This is a genomic window from Pseudobacter ginsenosidimutans (assembly GCF_007970185.1).
GTDB lineage: Bacteria > Bacteroidota > Bacteroidia > Chitinophagales > Chitinophagaceae > Pseudobacter > Pseudobacter ginsenosidimutans.
The window spans coordinates 5,856,347-5,876,079 of sequence record NZ_CP042431.1 but is presented as its reverse complement, the minus strand read 5'-3'; the positions used below and the strand labels follow the sequence as shown (position 1 = coordinate 5,876,079).

Annotated in this window: 14 protein-coding genes; 2 read left to right on the top strand and 12 right to left on the bottom strand. The window is 47.0% G+C overall.

What is annotated here, in order from left to right; translation table 11 throughout:
• Window positions 1-2: 2 nt before the first annotated feature.
• The 5 genes from FSB84_RS23155 to lepA all read right to left on the bottom strand — a co-directional run bounded on the left by FSB84_RS23155 (window position 3) and on the right by lepA (window position 11,196).
• The gene (locus tag FSB84_RS23155) at window positions 3-3,434 is read right to left on the bottom strand and encodes a SusC/RagA family TonB-linked outer membrane protein (protein WP_158644076.1); all 3,432 of its coding nucleotides are present in this window, start codon (window positions 3,432-3,434) and stop codon (window positions 3-5) included.
• Between the two features lie 199 nt (window positions 3,435-3,633).
• Window positions 3,634-4,809, bottom strand: a complete 1,176-nt coding sequence (locus tag FSB84_RS23150; protein WP_130540235.1) for a FecR family protein — start codon at window positions 4,807-4,809, stop codon at window positions 3,634-3,636.
• 76 nt (window positions 4,810-4,885) lie between these two features.
• Entirely contained in the window at window positions 4,886-5,476 is a 591-nt protein-coding gene (locus FSB84_RS23145) for an RNA polymerase sigma factor (RefSeq protein ID WP_130540234.1), read from the bottom strand.
• A 147-nt stretch (window positions 5,477-5,623) separates the two neighbouring features.
• Window positions 5,624-9,196 carry a choice-of-anchor Q domain-containing protein gene (locus FSB84_RS23140; protein WP_130540233.1) on the bottom strand — a complete coding sequence of 1,191 codons (3,573 nt, stop codon included), beginning with the start codon at window positions 9,194-9,196 and terminating at the stop codon, window positions 5,624-5,626.
• A gap of 206 nt (window positions 9,197-9,402) precedes the next feature.
• A complete protein-coding gene (gene lepA, locus FSB84_RS23135) occupies window positions 9,403-11,196 on the bottom strand; it encodes a translation elongation factor 4 (RefSeq protein ID WP_130540232.1) in 1,794 nt (597 codons plus the stop codon).
• A 166-nt stretch (window positions 11,197-11,362) separates the two neighbouring features.
• Here lepA and FSB84_RS23130 point away from each other — a divergent pair, with 166 nt between their 5' ends.
• On the top strand, window positions 11,363-12,190 hold the full coding sequence (locus FSB84_RS23130) for a glycosyltransferase family 2 protein (protein WP_130540231.1): 828 nt from the start codon (window positions 11,363-11,365) through the stop codon (window positions 12,188-12,190).
• Window position 12,191: 1 nt separating this feature from the next.
• Complete coding sequence (locus tag FSB84_RS23125; protein WP_130540230.1) at window positions 12,192-12,986, top strand: polysaccharide deacetylase family protein; 795 nt, start codon at window positions 12,192-12,194, stop codon at window positions 12,984-12,986.
• A gap of 8 nt (window positions 12,987-12,994) precedes the next feature.
• On the opposite strand, the gene FSB84_RS23120 is transcribed toward FSB84_RS23125, so the two are convergent.
• The 7 genes from FSB84_RS23120 to FSB84_RS23090 form a co-directional block, all read right to left on the bottom strand.
• Window positions 12,995-15,115, bottom strand: a complete 2,121-nt coding sequence (locus FSB84_RS23120; RefSeq protein ID WP_130540229.1) for a copper-translocating P-type ATPase — start codon at window positions 15,113-15,115, stop codon at window positions 12,995-12,997.
• A gap of 131 nt (window positions 15,116-15,246) precedes the next feature.
• Complete coding sequence (locus FSB84_RS23115; protein ID WP_130540228.1) at window positions 15,247-15,591, bottom strand: hypothetical protein; 345 nt, start codon at window positions 15,589-15,591, stop codon at window positions 15,247-15,249.
• 2 nt (window positions 15,592-15,593) lie between these two features.
• Window positions 15,594-16,415, bottom strand: a complete 822-nt coding sequence (locus FSB84_RS23110) for a hypothetical protein (RefSeq protein ID WP_130540227.1) — start codon at window positions 16,413-16,415, stop codon at window positions 15,594-15,596.
• A gap of 86 nt (window positions 16,416-16,501) precedes the next feature.
• A complete protein-coding gene (gene trxA, locus FSB84_RS23105; protein WP_130540226.1) occupies window positions 16,502-16,798 on the bottom strand; it encodes a thioredoxin in 297 nt (98 codons plus the stop codon).
• 9 nt (window positions 16,799-16,807) lie between these two features.
• Window positions 16,808-17,185 carry a hypothetical protein gene (locus FSB84_RS23100; protein WP_130540225.1) on the bottom strand — a complete coding sequence of 126 codons (378 nt, stop codon included), beginning with the start codon at window positions 17,183-17,185 and terminating at the stop codon, window positions 16,808-16,810.
• Between the two features lie 41 nt (window positions 17,186-17,226).
• A complete protein-coding gene (locus tag FSB84_RS23095; protein WP_130540224.1) occupies window positions 17,227-18,129 on the bottom strand; it encodes a DnaJ C-terminal domain-containing protein in 903 nt (300 codons plus the stop codon).
• Between the two features lie 145 nt (window positions 18,130-18,274).
• Entirely contained in the window at window positions 18,275-19,663 is a 1,389-nt protein-coding gene (locus FSB84_RS23090) for a Gfo/Idh/MocA family protein (protein ID WP_130540223.1), read from the bottom strand.
• Window positions 19,664-19,733 lie beyond the last annotated feature (70 nt).

Below are 19,733 nucleotides of genomic sequence, written 5' to 3'. Positions count from 1 at the left end.
TTTTAGAAATTGAGTCGGAGATTGGTGCTGATGGTCCTCGGGATCGGAGTGGCGTAGATGGAAGTCTGGAGATCCGGCTCCAGGCCTTTGTAGGGACTTATCGTAAAGAGATTTTGGGTATTGATAGAGATCCCAATGTTCTTGACGCCGATCTTTTTGCACCAGCTTTGCGGGAACCTGTAGGCGATGGAAAGATTATTCATGCGCAGGAAAGATCCGTTAACATATTTGGCATCTGACCTGTCAAGGTTATTGCTGTTGATCCTTGTGCCTTCTGTGGTAAACCTGGGATACTTAACTATATCACCCGGATTCCTCCAATGGTTGTTCAGGATCTCAGCAGGGAGTGAAATATTCTTCATGCTTCCTACAATGGCCGTCAGGTAAGGATCTTCCCTCAGTTGATTCTTAAAATCAAGTCTGGTAGAGATTGAAAAATCTTTGTAGGATATATTCAATCCTGTAGACCCGAAATATTTTGGAGCTTTATCGATGGTTATATACCTGTCCTCGTTGGGAAGTGTTGGAAGAAAGAACCTGGATCCGGCAGTGATCACACCATCCTTATTGTAGTCTTCAAAACTATGCGAACCAGTGAGCGGATCTATGCCGGTATAGCGAAGGAGATATTCCACAGTGGTTGGCTGCCCTACCCTCAACCTGTTATTGTATATTGAATTTTCGATACCGGGAAATTCGAGGAGACGGTTCCTGTTCCTGCTGATATTGAAATCTACCGAGAGATTGAAATCTTTTCGCTCGATCAATTTAGCAGTCATCTGAAATTCAATACCTGTGTTGGCAATTTTTGCGGCCAGGTTAGTTACAGTTGAAGCAAAACCTGTAAACAATCCCGTTGGCATATTGGTGAGTTGATTACTGGATATATTCCTGTAAGCAGCAAACTCCAGCAATACGCGGTCATTCAGGAATCCCAGGCTTGCACCAAATTCGGATTTGAAAGTAGTTTCCCATTGAAATTCCTGGTTCAAAGGTTTCAGTACATGGTAAGCATCTACTCCGTTGTACCTGAAAAGCTTTAATGGATTCAGATCTGCAGGAGCAGTGCCCCATTGGGATAAGTACTCAAACTCTCCTACATTATCGCTGCCTGTAGCGCCAACACTGCCTCTGAATTTTAGCAGGCTGATCCATTTGGGCAATACTGCTTTCATCCAGCGCTCGTCAGACGAGATCCATGCGGCGCCTACAGAAGCAAAATTCCCAAATTGCTTGCCAGGTCCGAACCTTGAGGAGCCATCTCTTTTAGCATTCAGGTTAATGATGTATTTATTATCCCATATATACCTGAGGATGGCTGCTGCCGAAAGATATTTGTATTGTCTGAATCCTTCACTGACTGTTTTAGTACCTGCATTGTTGTAGCTCTTCATCAATGCATCATTGGTAAAATCCGTCCCGTGAATGGTTTCAGCCCTGGCGGTACTGGTGAAATATGTTCCTATCAGCTGAACTGATAAATTCCCTTTGCCCAACATTGTTGAATATGCCAGTTGAGGTTCGATGTTAAAATCATTTTGAGTGCTTCTTCCATAGTATGCGCCGGGAGCGTTTCTGTACAGCGTGTCCCGCGAAGCAGCAGGAGTAATGGCCCTGTTCTGGTTATTACTGAAGTTATGTCCGCCGCTTGCAGAAATGATCAGGCCCTTTATGATCTGATAACTGATATTCAGTTGAGAGCCTAATTTGATCGACTTGCTTTCACTGGGTGATTTGAGTCTGGAAAAATAAAATAAACTGGAAGTTCGTCCCCTGTATGGGATAAAGTTGAAATCACCTTTTTCAGTATAGATATCGGGAGCATTGGGTGGAATATCGGTAAGCAAACCCAACGCATATGATTTCACATCGCTTACTGCCATTGAATTGCCGAATGACAGCTTGAATTTTTGGTTCAGTCCGCTATGGTTCACAGAAGTGAGGAGGTTCACAACGTTGTTTTTCCCATCATTGTTCATGAGCTCTTTTTGTGATCGAAAACCTGCTGACAGTGCATAACTGGTTTGCGTGGTACCACCTCCAACACCAATGTTCACGTTGAGCATATTGCCCACTCCGATCATTTCCCTTTGCCAGTCTGTGTATTTGGTGGTATCCCAGAGCATCAGGTCCGGGGCGCTGTAGATGTCTGCAGCAATACCATCGTTCTGAAGCGCTTCTCTCCGGATGGCGAGATATTCAGGAGTGCTCAGCAGTTTTGGATAGCGTTGGTTGAACTTAAGACCATTGCCAATGCTGATATTGAAACTGGGAGGGCCGGCTTTTGCTTTTTTAGTGGTGATCAGTACAACGCCATTGGCGCCTCTCGAACCATAGATGGCTGTTGCATCAGCATCCTTGAGTACATCTACACGTTCAATATCGTTTGGATTTATGCTCAGCAGTGGATTTTCTCCATTGGTATTGGATACACCGGATTGTACTGCTCCAGGACTAAAATCCAGTGCACTGGTAGACGTGCTTACGTTGAGATAAGTAAGCGGCACACCATCTATCACATAGAGCGGGTCAGTTGGCACAGTGGAGTTGATCGTATTTCTTCCGCGGATCAAAAGACTCACCGGCGCTGCACCATTGCCTGAGGTTTGATTAACTATCAGGCCGGGAACACGGCCAACCAATGCTTCCAGAACAGTCATCACTGGTTGCCGCTGGATATCTTCTCCCTTCACGGTGCTGATATTTCCTGTTGCCAGTCTTTTGGTTGTTTTGCCATATGCAGTCACCACTGTCTGATCGAGATCATTCACTACAAGCTGAAGCGGGATCCTCACCTGCGGGCCGGTCACTTTCCATTCGTACAGTTCATAGCCTACATACGACACAAGCAACTTGCTTCCTATTTCGGCATTGATCACAAATCTTCCGTTGTGGTCAGTCAACACAAATTCTTTTGTGCCCTGCTTTCGCACACTGGCGCCTATCAGCGGCTGATTATTCACGCCAAATACCTGGCCGTTTACTTTGATTGCTTCGGGTATGTTCTGTATGGAATCTTTAGGCAGATCGATACTTTCCAGGGCCATTGTTTTCTGTAAAAGCAAGATGGTCTTACTCCGGATAGAAAAACGGAATGGTTGGTCCCTGAATGCCTGTTGCAGGAATTCCTTCAATGGTGTATTGGAAGCATCGATAGTGATAGTGCGTGTGTTGGCCAGCACTTCGCGTGAATACAGGAAAACATATCCTGTTTGTTTTTCCACGCTCTTGATCACTTGTTCCACCGGCAGATTTTTGCCTTGAAGACTGATGCTTTGCGCAAATCCTCCAGCATTGGCGTGGAGAATGGATACTGTCAGAAGCAGGATCGTTAGTTTCATCACTAACAGGGTTTTGGTCAGCAGGCGCTTACCTCCTCTTTCGGGTATAGACATGGGAAGTACATAACACCTGCAAAAAGCAGTTTTTGGCATACCTTTGCAATGTTTGGGTTGATGAATAATGAGCAGCTTGAAAAGGAATCTTGTTATTGGGGTCAGCCCATTCATTTCGCCGAAGGTGTTTCCCCACCTTCGGTTTTTTTATGGAGCTTGCCCAATGCTTTTAAGTTGCCATGGTTGGTGCATTTAGGTGATTGAATGGCAGGATTGGAGGTGTTATGGTAAAAGGTATTTATTCATTTGAGATGGTGAGGGTCCTACCCTCCAGTTTGTACGTTATCTTCATTTCATCCAGGAAGAACAATACATCGCTCAGTTGCATGCCGCGGTCCATCTTTCCATTAAAACTGAATGGCTTTGCTGCGCCCACAAATTTCACATCGATATCATACCATCTTTCCAGCTGGCGCATTACGGCAGGCAGGTCCTGGTTGGTGAAATTGAAGAATCCATTTTTCCAGGCTATATCCTGGTCGGCATCAGTCTTCAGGATCTGTCCATTCATATATGCCTGACCGGGTTTCAGCACTGCATTGTTGATCATTACGGAACCTTCCACGAGGGTAGTTTTCATGAAGGGCTCATTCGCATAAGCATTCACGTTGAACTGTGTGCCTGTTACTGTGATCCTGTCTGCATGTGTTTTCACGATGAAAGGCTTTTGCTTGTTCTTAGCCACTTCAAAAAAAGCCTCGCCTGCTATTTCCACTGTGCGATCATTGCCTTCAAATGCAGTTGGGTAGCGTAAAGAGCTTCCCGCATTCAACCATACTTTTGTACCATCCGGTAAACTGACCTGGAACTGCCGGCCTCTTGGTGTGGTCATGATATTGTACGATATATCGCCGGAGGTTTTACCGGCAGGATCATACACCAGTTTACTGTTCTCCAGGTGAACCTTTGCTCCCTGCTGTGATGCGATGATCCCGTTGTTCAGGCTGTCCAGCACAATGGTGGAGCCATCTGCCAGTGTAAGGATTGCGCCATTCTTTCCTGGTGCGACTTGTTTTGCGGCCGTGGGAAGGTCTGTATCCATTTGCTTACCCGTGTTGATCCAGAGATAAGCGCCAACTGATATCATGATCAGTACTGCTGCTGCTGCCGCTACCCATTTCCAGCTGCCGATGGAACGGATCCGGGGTTCAGTGGCAGATCCCTGCTCTTCCTGCGGAGGAATAAATACTGCTTCCCTGAATCTGTTGTAAGCACTATTCGTTCTTGCTTCATCTGTTCTGATCTGCCAGTAGGCATTCCATTCATGCTCGTTCGTCAGTTCCGATAACAGTTGCCGGTTTGCCGCCGACTGCTCCAGCCAATGATCCAAACTTGCCTGTTCTTCCTGAGAAAGTGCTTCATCGCGAAGATGCTTATAGATAAGGTCATTAATATTGTTGCTGTCTGTATGCATAAGATGGAAGGTTTTAGGTGGCTAAAAGCCTGTTACTATTATGTAAACACGCCAGCAAGGCAAAGCATCACAACTATCAGTAAAAAAGTAAAAGAATTTGTGTAAGGAGTTTTTTACGGAGCAGGGCTGTTTTTAGTTTTTCCAATGCGCGGGCCTTCTGGTTGCGAACGTTGTTGGGTGTGGTCTGCAATCTTTCTGCAATCTCGGCTGTATCCAGGTTTTCGATAAAGATCATTTTCAGGAGGGCTACCTGGGCTGGCGCTAATTGTTGGATCTCCTGGTAAATACGGTTGAAGATATCTTCACGGATAATATTCAATGTGAGTGAGTCTTCGGATATCTCCTGCTCTGCGGCTATTTCAGCATGTTTGCTGATGCGTGTATTTTTATCCCGGGTATAATTATAACAACGATTCCTGGCGATGGTGAAAAGATAGGATCCGGCTTCCTTCAGCGTACTGTGGGTGAACTGGTCCCTGCGTTGCCAGAAGCTCATCAAAGCTTCCTGTGCGATATCTTCGGCTTCCCTTTCCACTCCGATCATCTTGAAGGCAAAATAGTAGAGCCTGGAGAAATAGCTTTCATACAGCGCTTTCATGGCGCCTTCTTCTCCGGCAGCCAGGCGTAAGAGCAGTTCGCTTTCAGGGTATGGTTGGGTAGTTGCCACTCAGCGCTTAACAGTGTTGATGGTTGCAAACTAAAGGAAATAATCCATATATGCTTCTGTAAATGAAAAAAGGAGACTGCTCAAAATTTTCGAGACAGCCTCCATTATCTGAAACAAAAAATGAAAAGGGGTAAGCAGCTTTTATTTTCAGGGTTTCACAATCCTTTTAATGCTTCCATCCTGGAAAAGGAGAAGATAGATACCCGGTTTGAGCGCCTCCATATTAATGCTGTGTGATCCGCCGCGCAATTGATCGGTACGGACCATCCTGCCCTCAGCGTTGAACAACTGAACGGTTGTTCCTGCCAGTGCCCTTTTAGTGAATTGAATGTTCAGCAGATCATGAACCGGATTGGGGTAAACTATAACATCTTCCTGAACAGCTGATTGACGTAGTATAAGAATCGGTGAATAACTGTACCTGCCATCCTGATCTGTGATCTTTAATCTATAATAAAGAAGACCTGCACGCTGGAAATTATCTTTGAACTGGTAAGCATTGTCTCCATTTCCTTTTGCCCTGACCATTCCAATGCGTTCAAACTTCGCTCCATCGTTGCCTCTTTCGATATCGAACTGCTTTGTGTTCATTTCATTGCCGGTATTCCATTGCAACAGGATTTCTTTTTCATTCCTCTGGACATGGAAAAACAACAGTTGTAATGGAAGCGCCTGCAGTTGGGTCTTTACAAAGAATCCACTGAAGCTGCTGGCGCTGAAACTGATTTCCCATCTTGATCTGCCTGCATTCCATTTGATGGCTGTATCAACGGGATTGATAGTAACGGGTGCGCCGGGATAAGATTGAGGATGACCTGTTCCGTTGGAACTTATCCCGCTTCTTTTTTCAATGAGAAGATTGGCAATGCCTGTTGCATCTTCCGGAGCAGCAGGCAGCTTAATGGCATTCACTGAATTGAAGTTATCAAAATCCTGTTGTGTAAAATACAGGATGATCCTTCCCGTTGCGGATAAAGGATTATCTGCAGGTGTGATCTCTACATGTCTCTTTACAAAGTCGGCAGGCTGTGAGGCTTCCACCCAATTCTTCACAGTTGTATTTCCTCTGATGCTTGTGGCGGAGCTATCGCCTGCCACTGCTGCAATCAGAGTGTTGCAGTCCGATGCATAGAAAGTTGTATCGTTGTTGAGCTGAAATTGCGTAACTGATTCCTGTGCATTTGAAAGGCCAGTGGCCAGTTGACCGGAAAGACTGTTGGCTTCAAAAGCGCCAAGGTCTGTTGTACCCAGTTGGATTCGGGGAAGACGGTCGAGATCAGAGAGCAGGTTTGAGGGAATCAGCAGGTCATTCCCTGCATTGATGGCAGGACTGCAGGGTTGCAGGCGGTAGTCTCCATCAGTCATGTTCGCGAAGCGCACATCAGTGATGGTGTTTCCATCAAGATTGCCCGTGCCCCCTGCGTGCCCTTGTACAAGGCTATATTGGATCTGACTTGAACCGGTCCCTGAAATACCTCCGCCATTTTTGAAAAGAATGGAATTCTGTACAGAACAATTTCCATTATTTAGAATAGCAGCTGCTGTATTGCCTGCCAGTGTGGAACTTGACAAAGACAGCGAACAACCCGCAGCAATATCGATCAGTGAATTGCCGCCTCCTGTAAAAACCGAGTTCACGAAATCCGCAGCCCCTCCGTTCCTGAAAACGATGGCATCGCCTGCGGCAGCAGTATTGTTCCTGAAAATACAATGCTCAAAAAGCGGCTGTGCATTTTCGTTATATAGTGCTCCCCCGCCTGTGATTGCGTTGTTATTGATGAAAGAGCAATACCTGAACCTTGTTTTATTGCCATTCAGAACATTGGTGATGTACAGGGCACCTCCGGAATGGTTAAGGGTGGAAACACCGGAAGAGCTTGCCCCACCTGTATTGCCTGCGTTACCATTGGCAAATGTAAACCCATCGATCACCAGGCTGTCGGCATTGGCCGGAATATTGCCGATCACCAGAATATGCATCGGGTTATCTGCAGTACCCGGACTCCCTATCTCTGCGCTTAAAACAGTTGGCTTTTGATGGATATTCCGGTTACCGTATATATCGTAACCTCCATATATTTTCAATCCGCCTGCAGTAATGGTGAGGTAATCGTATAACCAGGTGCCAGGATAATAAGTGCCTTTGGCCACCAATATGCTGTCTACTTCAGGATGCGTTACCTGGGCTATCTGAACTGCTTTCTGCAAAGTCTTCAATGGCCATCCCCAACTTGTGCCGGTATTGTTGTCGTTCCCCGTGGCCGAGTCCACATGCAGAACGGTGTAGGAAACAGGATTGCTTTCATAAGCGCCTATATCAGTTTGTGTCCCTGATATGCGGGGATCCTGTTTAAGATCAGTAGTGAGGCCGGATGGGATCAAAGACTGATTGCCTGCATTCACCGCAGGAGAGGCGGGATTCACCTGCAAGCCATCGTCCTTTGTTCCTATTAAGTTGTCCAGACCGGCTGGCGACATATAATTCATGAATTGAGGATCCAGGTTACTCCAGGTGCCAGTAACATTATAACCTGAACCTGTATACTGTAACAAGCAATTATTAATTACATAGCGTCCGAAATTTTCGGCGAGGGCATTGTTCCCGGAAAAAGAAGGCGAAACCCAAATGATACAATTATCAAGTGTGACTGTTTTGGTGCCGGCAGCGGAACCGAAATTACCGCCAATGGCATGGCCCTGCATCCCGCCGGGAACAGGTACCTGATTGCCGGCAAAGGTTGAACTGGAAATGGTAAAGTCGCCTGATCTATCGTTGAAAATAGCGCCTCCCTGTGTTATAGCCTGGTTATGTGCAAACACGCAATTGATGATCATGGGTGCTGACCCTTCAATATTATAGATCGCACCACCGGAATTGCCGGCAAAATTATACGTGAAGCTGCAGTGAGTAAGTATAGGGTGAGCATTTCGGTTATACATCCCTGCGCCACTTCCCCAGTTCCCGAAAAAATGGCAGTGGTTAAATGAAGGGGATGTATTTTCCAAAAACATCGCAGCTCCTGCCAAAGCCTTATTGCGAATGAACTGGCAATTCTCAAATGCAATGCTGCCATTGGTCAGATACACTCCGGAGCCCTGATTGTTTTCTATTTTACAATTGGTGATGTTGATATTATTGCTTCCATTGAAATATAAGCCTGTTCCTATTCCAGTGCTCGTGATTAGGCCGTTCACAACCGGAGCGGTTGTATTATATTCGTTTCCACCTTTCAGCACAAATCCATCTATCGTTACATTAGAAACGGCAACGAGCATCATGATATGATTGGTGTTCTCTGTAAATCCGGACATGGAAAGGAAACCTCCTTCTCCTGTGACCACATCATTATCGTTGTAATCGCCGCTGAGTATGGAACTGTTCAGGTTGGCAGCATTGCGTTGTGCAATAGTTGTTTCGTTCCCTGAAAACCCTCCGTATAGTTTCAAACCGGGTTTCGGAACGAATGCATTATGAATATTGCCGGGAGTTATGGTGTTTGCATTATCCGATCTCCTGTTTGGTTTATAGGTTCCGGTTGCGACCCAGATCTCATCGCCTGATGCAGAAATATTGATCATTGCCTGGATATCCGAAGAGGCGTTGAGCCAGGAACTGCCATCACCTGATCCGCTGCTCACGGGCTTTACATAGCGGATGTTTTGGGCAGATGAAGGTACGGCGATCATGCAGGCGACCAGGATCAATGAGGTCAATTTCATAACGAGGGATTTGTAAGTGGTTACTGATTGACTTTTGTCAGTAAACCTGCAAGCTAATTACCGGGGCTGCTGAGAGGGGAAAATGGGGGCGGACAAAAAACGGACAAATGCTATCGGGTGGTCCAGAGCCTGAAAACCAATAAATAAGAAAGGGTATCTCCGGTTATACGTTGGAGATACCCTTTACTATAAATTTGTATGATCTATTAATCGTTCAGTTTCAGCACCGCCAGGAATGCTTCCTGCGGAACTTCCACGTTTCCGATCTGTCTCATTCTCTTTTTACCTTCTTTCTGTTTTTCCAGCAGTTTACGCTTACGGCTGATATCACCACCATAACATTTGGCGGTTACGTCTTTACGTAATGCGGAGATGGTTTCGCGGGCCACGATCTTGGCGCCGATGGCTGCCTGGATCGCGATCTGGAACTGGTGACGGGTGAGCAATTCTTTCAGCTTCTCGCAGAGCTTGCGGCCGAAGTCTTCTGCGCGTGCGCGGTGGATCAGTGCGCTGAGGGCATCCACTTTGTCGCCGTTCAGGAGGATATCCATCTTCACGATATCGCTTTCGCGGTGACCGATGGGATGGTAATCGAAGCTCGCATAACCACGGGTCTGGCTCTTCAGCTTATCGTAGAAGTCGAATACGATCTCGGTCATGGGCATCTCAAAGATCAGCTCCACGCGGGTTTGCGTGAGGTAGCTCTGGTTGATGAGGATCCCGCGTTTACCAAGACAGAGGGTCATGATATTACCGATATATTCGGGCTTGGTGATGATCTGCGCTTTGATGAAAGGTTCTTCACAACGATCGAGCTGTGTGGGCTCGGGCATTTCGCTGGGATTGTTGATGATGATCTTTTCTCCACGTGTGGTGTAACCAATGAAACCTACGTTGGGAACGGTGGTGATCACGGTCTGGTTGAACTCGCGCTCCAGTCTTTCCTGGATGATCTCCATGTGCAGCATTCCGAGGAATCCGCAACGGAAACCGAAACCAAGGGCCTGTGAGGTTTCGAGCTCGTATGTGAGAGAGGCATCGTTGAGCTGGAGTTTATCCATGCAATCGCGAAGCTCTTCAAAATCGTCTGTTTCTACCGGGAAGATCCCAGCGAATACCATCGGTTTCACTTCTTCGAAACCTTTGATCATTTCCGGAGTAGGGTTCTTTGATAGTGTGAGCGTATCCCCTACTTTCACTTCTTTGGCGTTCTTGATACCAGTAATGATATAGCCTACATCACCGGCGCGTACTTCTTTGCGCGGGCTGAGTGTTAATTTCAGTACACCTACTTCATCAGCTTCGTATTCTGTTTCAGTGTGTACGAATTTTACTTTATCGCCTTTTTTCAGCGTACCATTCAGGATACGGTAGTAAACGATGATACCGCGGAAGGAGTTGAAAACGGAGTCGAAGATCAGGGCCTGCAGCGGTGCTTCAGGATCGCCCTTGGGGGCAGGGATCTTATCTACGATGGCAGCGAGAATGCCGTCGATACCGATACCTGCGCGACCGGAAGCCAGCAGGATATCTTCTGGTTTGCAACCGATCAGTTCAATGATCTGGTCCTGTACTTCCTCGATCATGGCGCCGTCCATATCGATCTTGTTGATCACGGGAATGATCTCGAGGTCGTTATCGATAGCCAGGTAGAGGTTGGAAATGGTTTGTGCCTGGATACCCTGGGTGGCATCTACCAGCAGCAGGGCGCCTTCGCAGGCTGCCAGTGCGCGGCTCACTTCATAACTGAAGTCTACGTGCCCGGGCGTATCAATCAGGTTCAGAATATATTCCTGTCCGTCTGTATGCTTGTAATTGATCTGGATGGCGTGGCTTTTGATGGTAATGCCCTTCTCCCTTTCAAGGTCCATATCGTCCAGTACCTGATCCATCATTTCCCTTTCAGAAATGGTATTGGTGCTTTGCAATAAACGGTCAGCCAGGGTACTCTTACCGTGGTCGATATGCGCGATGATGCAGAAATTTCTGATATTCTTCATTGTTTCCTTATGCCTTCATTTTCAGGAGCAGCCGCGGCTGCTGTCAATTTAGCGAGGGCGGACGCAAAGGTAAAAGATTTTGGCGGTTTTTCCCGGAGCTTCCCGGGGCAAAAAACAGGGGCTTCCGGATAGGGGTATTCCCTGAAAAGACTGTTTTAAAGGTATTATGAAGAGGACAATGGACAAGGAAAAGCCCGCCTTCGGTGGGGTAAGTGCAGTGATTATCACCTATAATGAGGAAGCCAATATCAGGAGAACGCTGCAAAAGCTTCACTGGTGCGATGAGATTGTGATCGTAGACAGCTACAGTACAGACAAGACCGTTGCCATTTGCCGGGAGTTCAACTGTACCATCTTTTTTAAGGAATTTGAAGGGTATGGCGTCCAGAAGCGTTTCGCCGTGAGCAAAGCCAGTCACAACTGGGTGCTTTGTATCGATGCGGACGAAGTGCTGAGCAATGAGCTGGTGGATGAGATCATGCAAATTTCACCGGCCGATGCGGTGGCCAGCAATGGTTTCAGTTTCCGCATGAACCTCGTGTTCCTTGGGAAGGAGTTCAAACATGGGAAAGAAAGCGGCCGCTATTTTACCCGGCTCTTCAATAAACAAAAGGGTGGTTTCACCAATGATAAAGTGCATGAAGCCATCCGTGTGGACGGGCCGGTGAAAAAACTGAACCATATCATCCTTCATTACAGTTACAGCAGCCTTCACCAATGTCTTGAAAAGAATAACCGCTACTCAACCTACTCGGCGGAAATGGCTTTCAGCAAGGGAAAGGACAAATCCATGCTGGTGATCCTGCTGGGGCTGCCTTTCAATTTTTTCAAATATTATTTCCTGGAAAGAAATATGCTGAATGGCGTGAAAGGCTTTTACTGGAGTGTATTCAGCAGCTATTATCATTTTTCGAAACATGTAAAACTGAAAGAACTGCGTCAGGCCTGCCGCCAGCACGCAACGATTTCATCCACTACCTTGTCCAAAGCCTGATATGATGTACTGGTATATTCTGATGGTAGCCATCCTGGGATTGGTTACTTTTCTTTTTATTAAGGTCAGTCGCCCTGCAGGGCCTTGTCTTCGCGTGCTCATGTATCATAAGGTTTCCGGGAACGGGGAAAGGGATTTCCTCACCGTTACTGCGGACCAGCTCAGCACGCAATGGAAATACCTGAAGAGCGAAGGCTACTCTCCCATCCTGTTCAGTGATCTCGTGCAATTTGTACAGCAGGGAAAAGCATTGCCCCCAAAACCTGTACTCCTTACTTTCGACGACGGGTACAAAGACAATTACGAAGTGATGTATCCCATCTTGCAGCACCTGGGCATGAAAGCGAATATCTTCCTGGTACCGGGATATCTGAAGCAACAGATGCATTCTTCCGACGGAGTTTATCTTGATCTTTCTGAGATCAGAATAATGAAATCTTCACTGGTGGAATTCGGACTGCATTCATACGACCACCAGAGCTATAAAACTCTATCTCCTGAAGCTTTGCAACTCGATATCCGGAAGACTGCTGATTGGTTGTCTGCACAGGGCATCCCATTTCAGCCCTGTATTGCTTTTCCCTATGGCGCCTATCCCAAAAAGAACCCGGTGAAGTATAAGCGCTTTACGGAAGCCCTGGAAAAAAGTGGAATGGTTCTGGCGTTCAGGATCGGGAACCGGTTGAATGCAATGCCATTGAAAAAGCCTTTGCTGGTGCAAAGGCTTGATATAAGAGGTGATGATAGTTTTGAGGATTTTGTAAGGTTGGTGAAGAAAGGGAAAGCGGTGTTTTGATGGTTATTCTATTTAACCCGCAATAATTTTGCATTGATCGCAACCACTATCGTACTAACGCTCATCAACACTGCTCCCATTGCCGGGCTCAGCATGAAATTCGGATACAGGATACCGGCAGCCAGCGGAATGGCAATGATATTATAACCCGCGGCCCATACCAGATTCTGCACCATCTTCTTGTAAGTGGCTTTACCGAAGCTGATCAATTGCACAACATCTTCCGGATCACTGTCCACCAAAATGATATCAGCGGTTTCAGCCGCCACATCCGTGCCTGAGCCCACTGCAATGCCAACATCGGCCTGGGCCAGCGCCGGCGCATCATTCACGCCATCGCCTGTCATGGCAACAATATAACCCTGCGCCTGAAATGCTTTCACTTTTTCCTGTTTTTCGTGTGGCAGCACATTGGCGATATAACCGTCCATTTTCAGTTTTTTGGAAACCGATGCGGCCACTTTCTCATTGTCGCCGGTAAGCAGATAGGTTTTGATGCCCATTTGCTGCAATCCGGCAATGGCCTTCGGTGCACTTTCGCGGATGCTGTCGGCCAGCGTGATGATGCCTGCGGGTTCTCCATCGATCAAAACATAAGTGATGGTTTCTGCAGACTGATCAATTGAAGCAGGAACTGCAGGTGTAGAAAGATGATGGTTGCTGAAATAATTCGGGCCTGCCGCTACAATTTTCTTACCCTTCACTACCCCGCTCACTCCCATGCCCTGCATGTATTCAAAATCTGTGCTGGGCCATAATTCGAGATTCCTCTCATTTAATTTCCTGATGATGCCCCGTGCAATATGGTGCTCGGAGTTTTGCTGCACTGCTGCTGCGTATTGCAATAATTCCAGATCGCTGATGCCGGATTGCAGCGGAATGATCTGCTGCACTTCGTGTGAGCCTTTGGTAAGTGTTCCTGTTTTATCGAAGATGATCAGGTTCAGCAGGCGCGCATTCTCAAAGGCTGTCCGGTTGCGGATCAGCAGTCCATGAGTTGCAGACAAGATAGTTGAAATGGCCACTACCAGCGGAATGGCTACTCCCAATGCATGCGGACAACTGGTGACCATCACCGTTACCATCCTCTCAAGGGCAAATGAGAGCTCCTTGCCGGCAAACAGCCAGACGATAAAAGTGATCAACCCTACACTGATGGAAATGATCGTCAGCCATTTCGCCACTTTCCCTGCCAGGTTTTGCGTACGCGATTTGGCTCCCTGCGCGGACTTCACCATTCCGATCACTTTATTCAGATAGCTGTTACTACCTGTTCCGGTTACCCGAACATGCAGTACGCCATCACCGTTGATACTGCCACCTATCAGTTTTCCATTCTTCTCTTTTTTAACGGGAACGCTTTCACCTGTGAGCATGCTTTCGTTCACATAGGAGGAACCATCTGTCACCAGACCGTCTGCGGGGATCTTCTCACCGGGTTTTACTGTAATGATATCTTCCTGTTTCAATTGTTCCAGCGGAATATCTTTTTCTCCCTGTGCTGTTTTGAGGTGAACAACAGAAGGCAATAGTTTTACGAGTGATTCCAAAGCGTTACTGGCGGCCATTTGGGACTTCATTTCCAGCCAGTGGCCCAGCAGCATGATCACGATCAGCGTGGCCAGTTCCCAGAAGAAATCCATTCCCGGTAATCCGAATACAACGGCAGTACTGTAGAGATATGCTGTAGTGATGGCAACGGCCACCAGTGTCATCATTCCAGGATTGCGGTGTTTCAGTTCATTCACAAGGCCGGTAAGAAAGGGCCAGCCGCCGTAAAAGAAGATGGCTGTGCCCAAAGCAAACAGCGCATATTGGTCACCGGGAAATGAAAGTTCAAATCCGGCCCAGTGCTGGATCATTTTGGAAAGCAACAATAATGGAATAGTGAGAATGAGGCTGATCCAGAAACGCTTCAGGAAATTGGCGGTGTGATGGCCTGCATGTTCATCATAGCCGCCCGGTTCTGCAGCCATGTCATGCATATGATGATGAGCATGCTCCTGGTCCGGATGCATTTGCTGTGCATTGGATTGCGTATGTTCATGACCGTGCTGATCTTTTTCTTTGGGTGATTGCTCTGCTGGCTTGTGTTGGTCTTTATCGTCGTGATGATGATGGTGTTCCATAAGCAAGATTTGACTGGACTAAAAGTAGTCAAGGCCCGGGAACTACCCTTTCATAATTCTGGATAAAAGTTAAGATATTGCCATGCCGGGACAGTTGCATCAGGAATAGATGCCAGTTCAGGCCGAAAATATCAATAAGCTTTCCGTTTTCCGGTGACGGGATCATAGAATACAGTGCCTTCACTATCTTCTACATACGCTTTCAGTTTTCCGGCCAGTTGGATCATCTTTTCTAAAACGATCAGGTCATACTTACTGCCACGGAAATAAATATCGATTGTGCCATCATGTTGAAGCGTGAAGTCAAGCGGGCCCGGCATTTCCTCATCATGCCAGGTGGCGGTTAATTTATTGGAACTTTCTTCCCAGGAAAAGCCGGGATCAGCTTCTATCATTTCAATGAATTCCTCCTGCCTTATCTTCTTCGGGGAAAGTGATCCGCGCAACGTTTTGCGAATGGTTATACTCGTACTCATGTTCAATGTGCGGGGAATTGTTTGGCCAGTGAAGGGATATCGATATATTCTCTGAAAGCCTGTTGTAGCTTCCTGTTGGGTACGAGATGATATTCCTGTGGATTTTCGTATAGTTGGATATGTACAATATTGTTCCCCTGTTCTGATACAAGTTCTGCTACTCTGAAACCCAGTAATTTTTCTTTGCTGACCTTGTTGAAGAAACTGTTGCCGAACCACATTTTCCAGGAACTCATCAGCCAGGTATTGGAGATGGTGAAAGTCTTTCCAGGGTTATTATCCGGCACTGCCTGCTTATCTCCATATTCATTCTTACGAACTTTTGCGGGTTTCATACCGGCCCTTTCAAAATCGAAAAGATGGGTGGTATTCTGCATCTGGTTATCTTCTGAATTGTAGCAAAAGGCAGCGATGAAACCTGGATGAGCAAAGAAATAATGCATCATTGGATTGTTCATCAGCCAGGGTTGCATCGTTTTCCAGTAGAGCACCTGCCAGTCGCCTTGCCTTGCTTTGAACTGGTGCAGGGTTACATTATCATACCCTGATCTGTCTTTGAAATGAATTCTTCCCTCTTCCAATAACAGTTTATTGGACTCTTCGTCATTATTGCGAAGTTGTTCAATTACAGCTTTCGTGATCACATGATCAACTCCGTCAATTTCGATATAAAATGGTTTGAAATCTTCTGCCTGCTGAATTGTTTCCAGTAGTGGTATCAATTGTATTGATCCGGGCTGCAGGCAGCACCTGAATTCCATCTCTCCTTTGTCTATTTTACTTTTTTCTTCCGTGGGTTTACGGAACAGGTCCAATATGCTCATAGTTTGGGTTGGGCGGTTGCCGGTTCCTGTTATGACCAGGCCGGAGCATAAAGATATGTTCAAACAGTAAGCGGCAAAAATCCTGATCAGGAATATTGTTCGATGACGGATATCAATGATGTTTTATCTATCATTCCCGGATGGCGCCAGAGCACTTTTCCATTTTTGAAAAGTATAAAAGTGGGCACTGCCTGTACCTGGTATGCCCTGGGTGCGGCTGTGTTCTTATCGATATTCACCCTTACGATCCGCGCCTTGCCTTTCACGGCGCCGGCCACGTCTTTGATCACGGGGTCCATAGCTTTGCAGGGTCCGCACCAGTCTGCATAGAAGTCTACCAGCACGGGTGTTTCGGACTGTATGAGTTCATTGAAGGTTTCCATAATTGCAAATTAGTGCACAGTTCTGGTCAGTATCTGGATCTTCAGTTTGGCTGCGAGCGGGCTGCTCACTTCCAAATTGAGGATCACGAGATGAAATCCGAGATCGGATACCAGCCAGTCGCGGCGCAAGTTACCACCTGAACTGATAAAGATCATTCGGAAATGATTGCTGAGCGGCATTCCGGCAGCGGAGCATGTTTCCATGGCTTTGTGCAGCGCCTGTTCCAGCGCTTCTTCATCGAACAATTCATCCCCGATTAGAGTACTGGTGTAATGGGTAAGATGACTGGTAATGATCCTGTCTGCCACCGCATCCATTACTGAATCGTAATCGTCGTGGGTAAAGAAGTGCGGAATGATGCTACGTGTAAATGTATTGCTTTCCATCTGACTGAGTTTAGTTCAACAATGCCGTGGTTATGATCTGATCAGGCAAAAGTTTTGGACTGATTGAAACTGTCCTGCAATTGCCTGAATAATTCCTTTTGTTGTTCCGTCAGGTTTTCAGGGATATTCACCTGGATCTCCAGGAGCAAATCGCCGTGCTGGTCTGGGTGGTCATACACGGGCATTCCCTTGCCTTTGATGCGCAGCAGTTTTCCGTTCTGTGTGCCGGGAGGAATGGTGATATTGATCTTGCCTGTGAGTGTGCTCACTTCCTGCTTGCCTCCGAGCACCGCCGTAAAAAGATCTGACTGCAATGGTTGAACGAGATTATCTCCTTCCCTTCTGAACTGGGCATGCGGCATCACATGAATGGTGATATAAAGATCGCCTGCTGGTCCTCCGTTCACTCCTGGTGCGCCTTTGCCGCCCAGCTTGATCACAAGCCCATCGTAGGTGCCTGGTTTGAGCTTGATGCGCAGTTTTTGTTCGTTCAATTGCAGTAAGCGTGTTGTTCCGTGAAAAGCTTCTTCGAGTGTGATGGTGGTTTCCGATTGGTAATCCCCTCCTTTTGATTTGCCGCTTCTTCTGCGGCCTCCGCCACCGAAAAAGGATTCGAAGATATCGTTGGGATCGCCTTCGAAATGAAAACCCTCCCCTCCGGGATCATTGCTGTAATATTGATATTGTCCGCCCCCTCCGGGTGGTGGTCCCTGTTCATTCATACGATTCCAGTTCTCGCCGAACTGATCATATTTCTTTCTTTTATCTGCATCGGACAACACTTCATAGGCTTCGTTGATCTCTTTGAATTTGTTCTCTGCTTCTTTGTTGTTGGGGTTCTTGTCGGGATGATATTTTACTGCCAGTTTGCGATATGCTTTCTTAATATCGGCTTCTGATGCATCCCTGCCAACCCCCAGTATGGCATAAAAGTCTCTGGCCATCTTGCCTGGTATTTTATGTGAGAATAGAACTCCGGGTAGTGTCTACAGAAAGGTCTGAATAAGGGGATTTCAAGTTGCTAATCCAATATACAAAAAATACCGGCATCTTCCAAAGAACATGCCGGTAAGCGGTATGATGAATTCATTACATCTTAATGGACATCACTTTGTCTGATTTGCGACTGGCCTCGGCCATGAATCCCATGATATGGCTTTCGATGCTTTCGTCGATAGTGCTGGTGAGCAAATTGGGGTTCTGCTGGGATACGGCCTGAACAAAGTCGCGCGCGAGGCCCCAGTCGCCGCCGCCGTGACCGCTGTTCTTGTAATCGTCCACGTCTTCAGCCTTCGGCACCAGTTTGGTGACTTTGCCGGTGCGAAAGTCTGTCAGCACCAGTTCTTCCATATCGCCCACCATATCTCCCATGGAACCCATGATGCGTGTTCTTCTGCCGTGGTAGGAAGTGAAGGCTTCCATACTGAAACTGGCGGTCACATTATCAGCGAAGCGGATATTGGTGATATAATGATCAGGCTGATCATTGTCCATCCGGTATACGCAACGGCCGTAATTGGTTGTTTTCAGCTGCTCCATGATGAATTCCGGTTGTTTGCTTTTGTCTTCCGGAAGATCGAACACATACAGGCGCTGGCGTTTCTCGTAATAGTTCCTGATGGCGGAATACGGGCAGGTCTTTTCCACTGCACAGCCGTCTGTACAGCGGGCGGTGCTGCCTGCGGGAGCATTTTCTTTGCGGAACCATTTGAGATCTCCCATGGCGGAGATCTGCTTTGCGGGTTTGTTGATCACCCACTTGATGATATCGAGATCATGACATGATTTGGCCAGCAATATCGGCGTGGTGGCTTTGGAGTTATGCCAGTTGCCGCGCACATAAGAGTGCGCCATATGCGTATGTTCGATAGGCTCGAAATGCTGAATGCTGATGATCTCTCCGATGGCGCCTGCCTGCAGCAGTTCTTTCATCTTCACAAAATATGGCGCATAACGGAGCACGTGACATACGGCTACGATGCGGCCTGTTTTCTTTGCAAGAGCCAGGATATCGCGGCATTCTTTTTCTGTGGGCGCGATGGGCTTTTCCAGCAGGATATCGTAACCCATCTGCAACGCTTTCATGCAGGGGCCATAATGGAGGTTATCTGGTGTGGTGATGATAATGGCATCGGCGAATTTCGGCCGTTTGAATACATCTTCCCATGTATTGAAGCGATTGGCATCGGGGATCCTGTGCTTGGCGGCATAGCGCTCATTGCGGAGCGCAATTGGCTCAGCCACACCGATTATATCCAGCTGATCAGGGAATTTCAACCCGAAATTGCCATATACGTTACCGCGACTGCCTGCGCCGAGCGTAATGGCGGTAACGGGTTTGTCTAATTTTTTGTGAAGCGGATCGGGAGGAAGCGTGTAGGCGTAGGTGTTGTTACCGAGATCGGCGAGTGCGTCTTTTCCTAATACTACAGCGCCAACGCCGATGCCTAATGATTTGATCAGATTTCTCCTGTTCATAGGTATGTGTTGTAATGTGGAATTACAACAATAATAGTATAAAAATGGAAATAAACGAAAGGAGAAATGA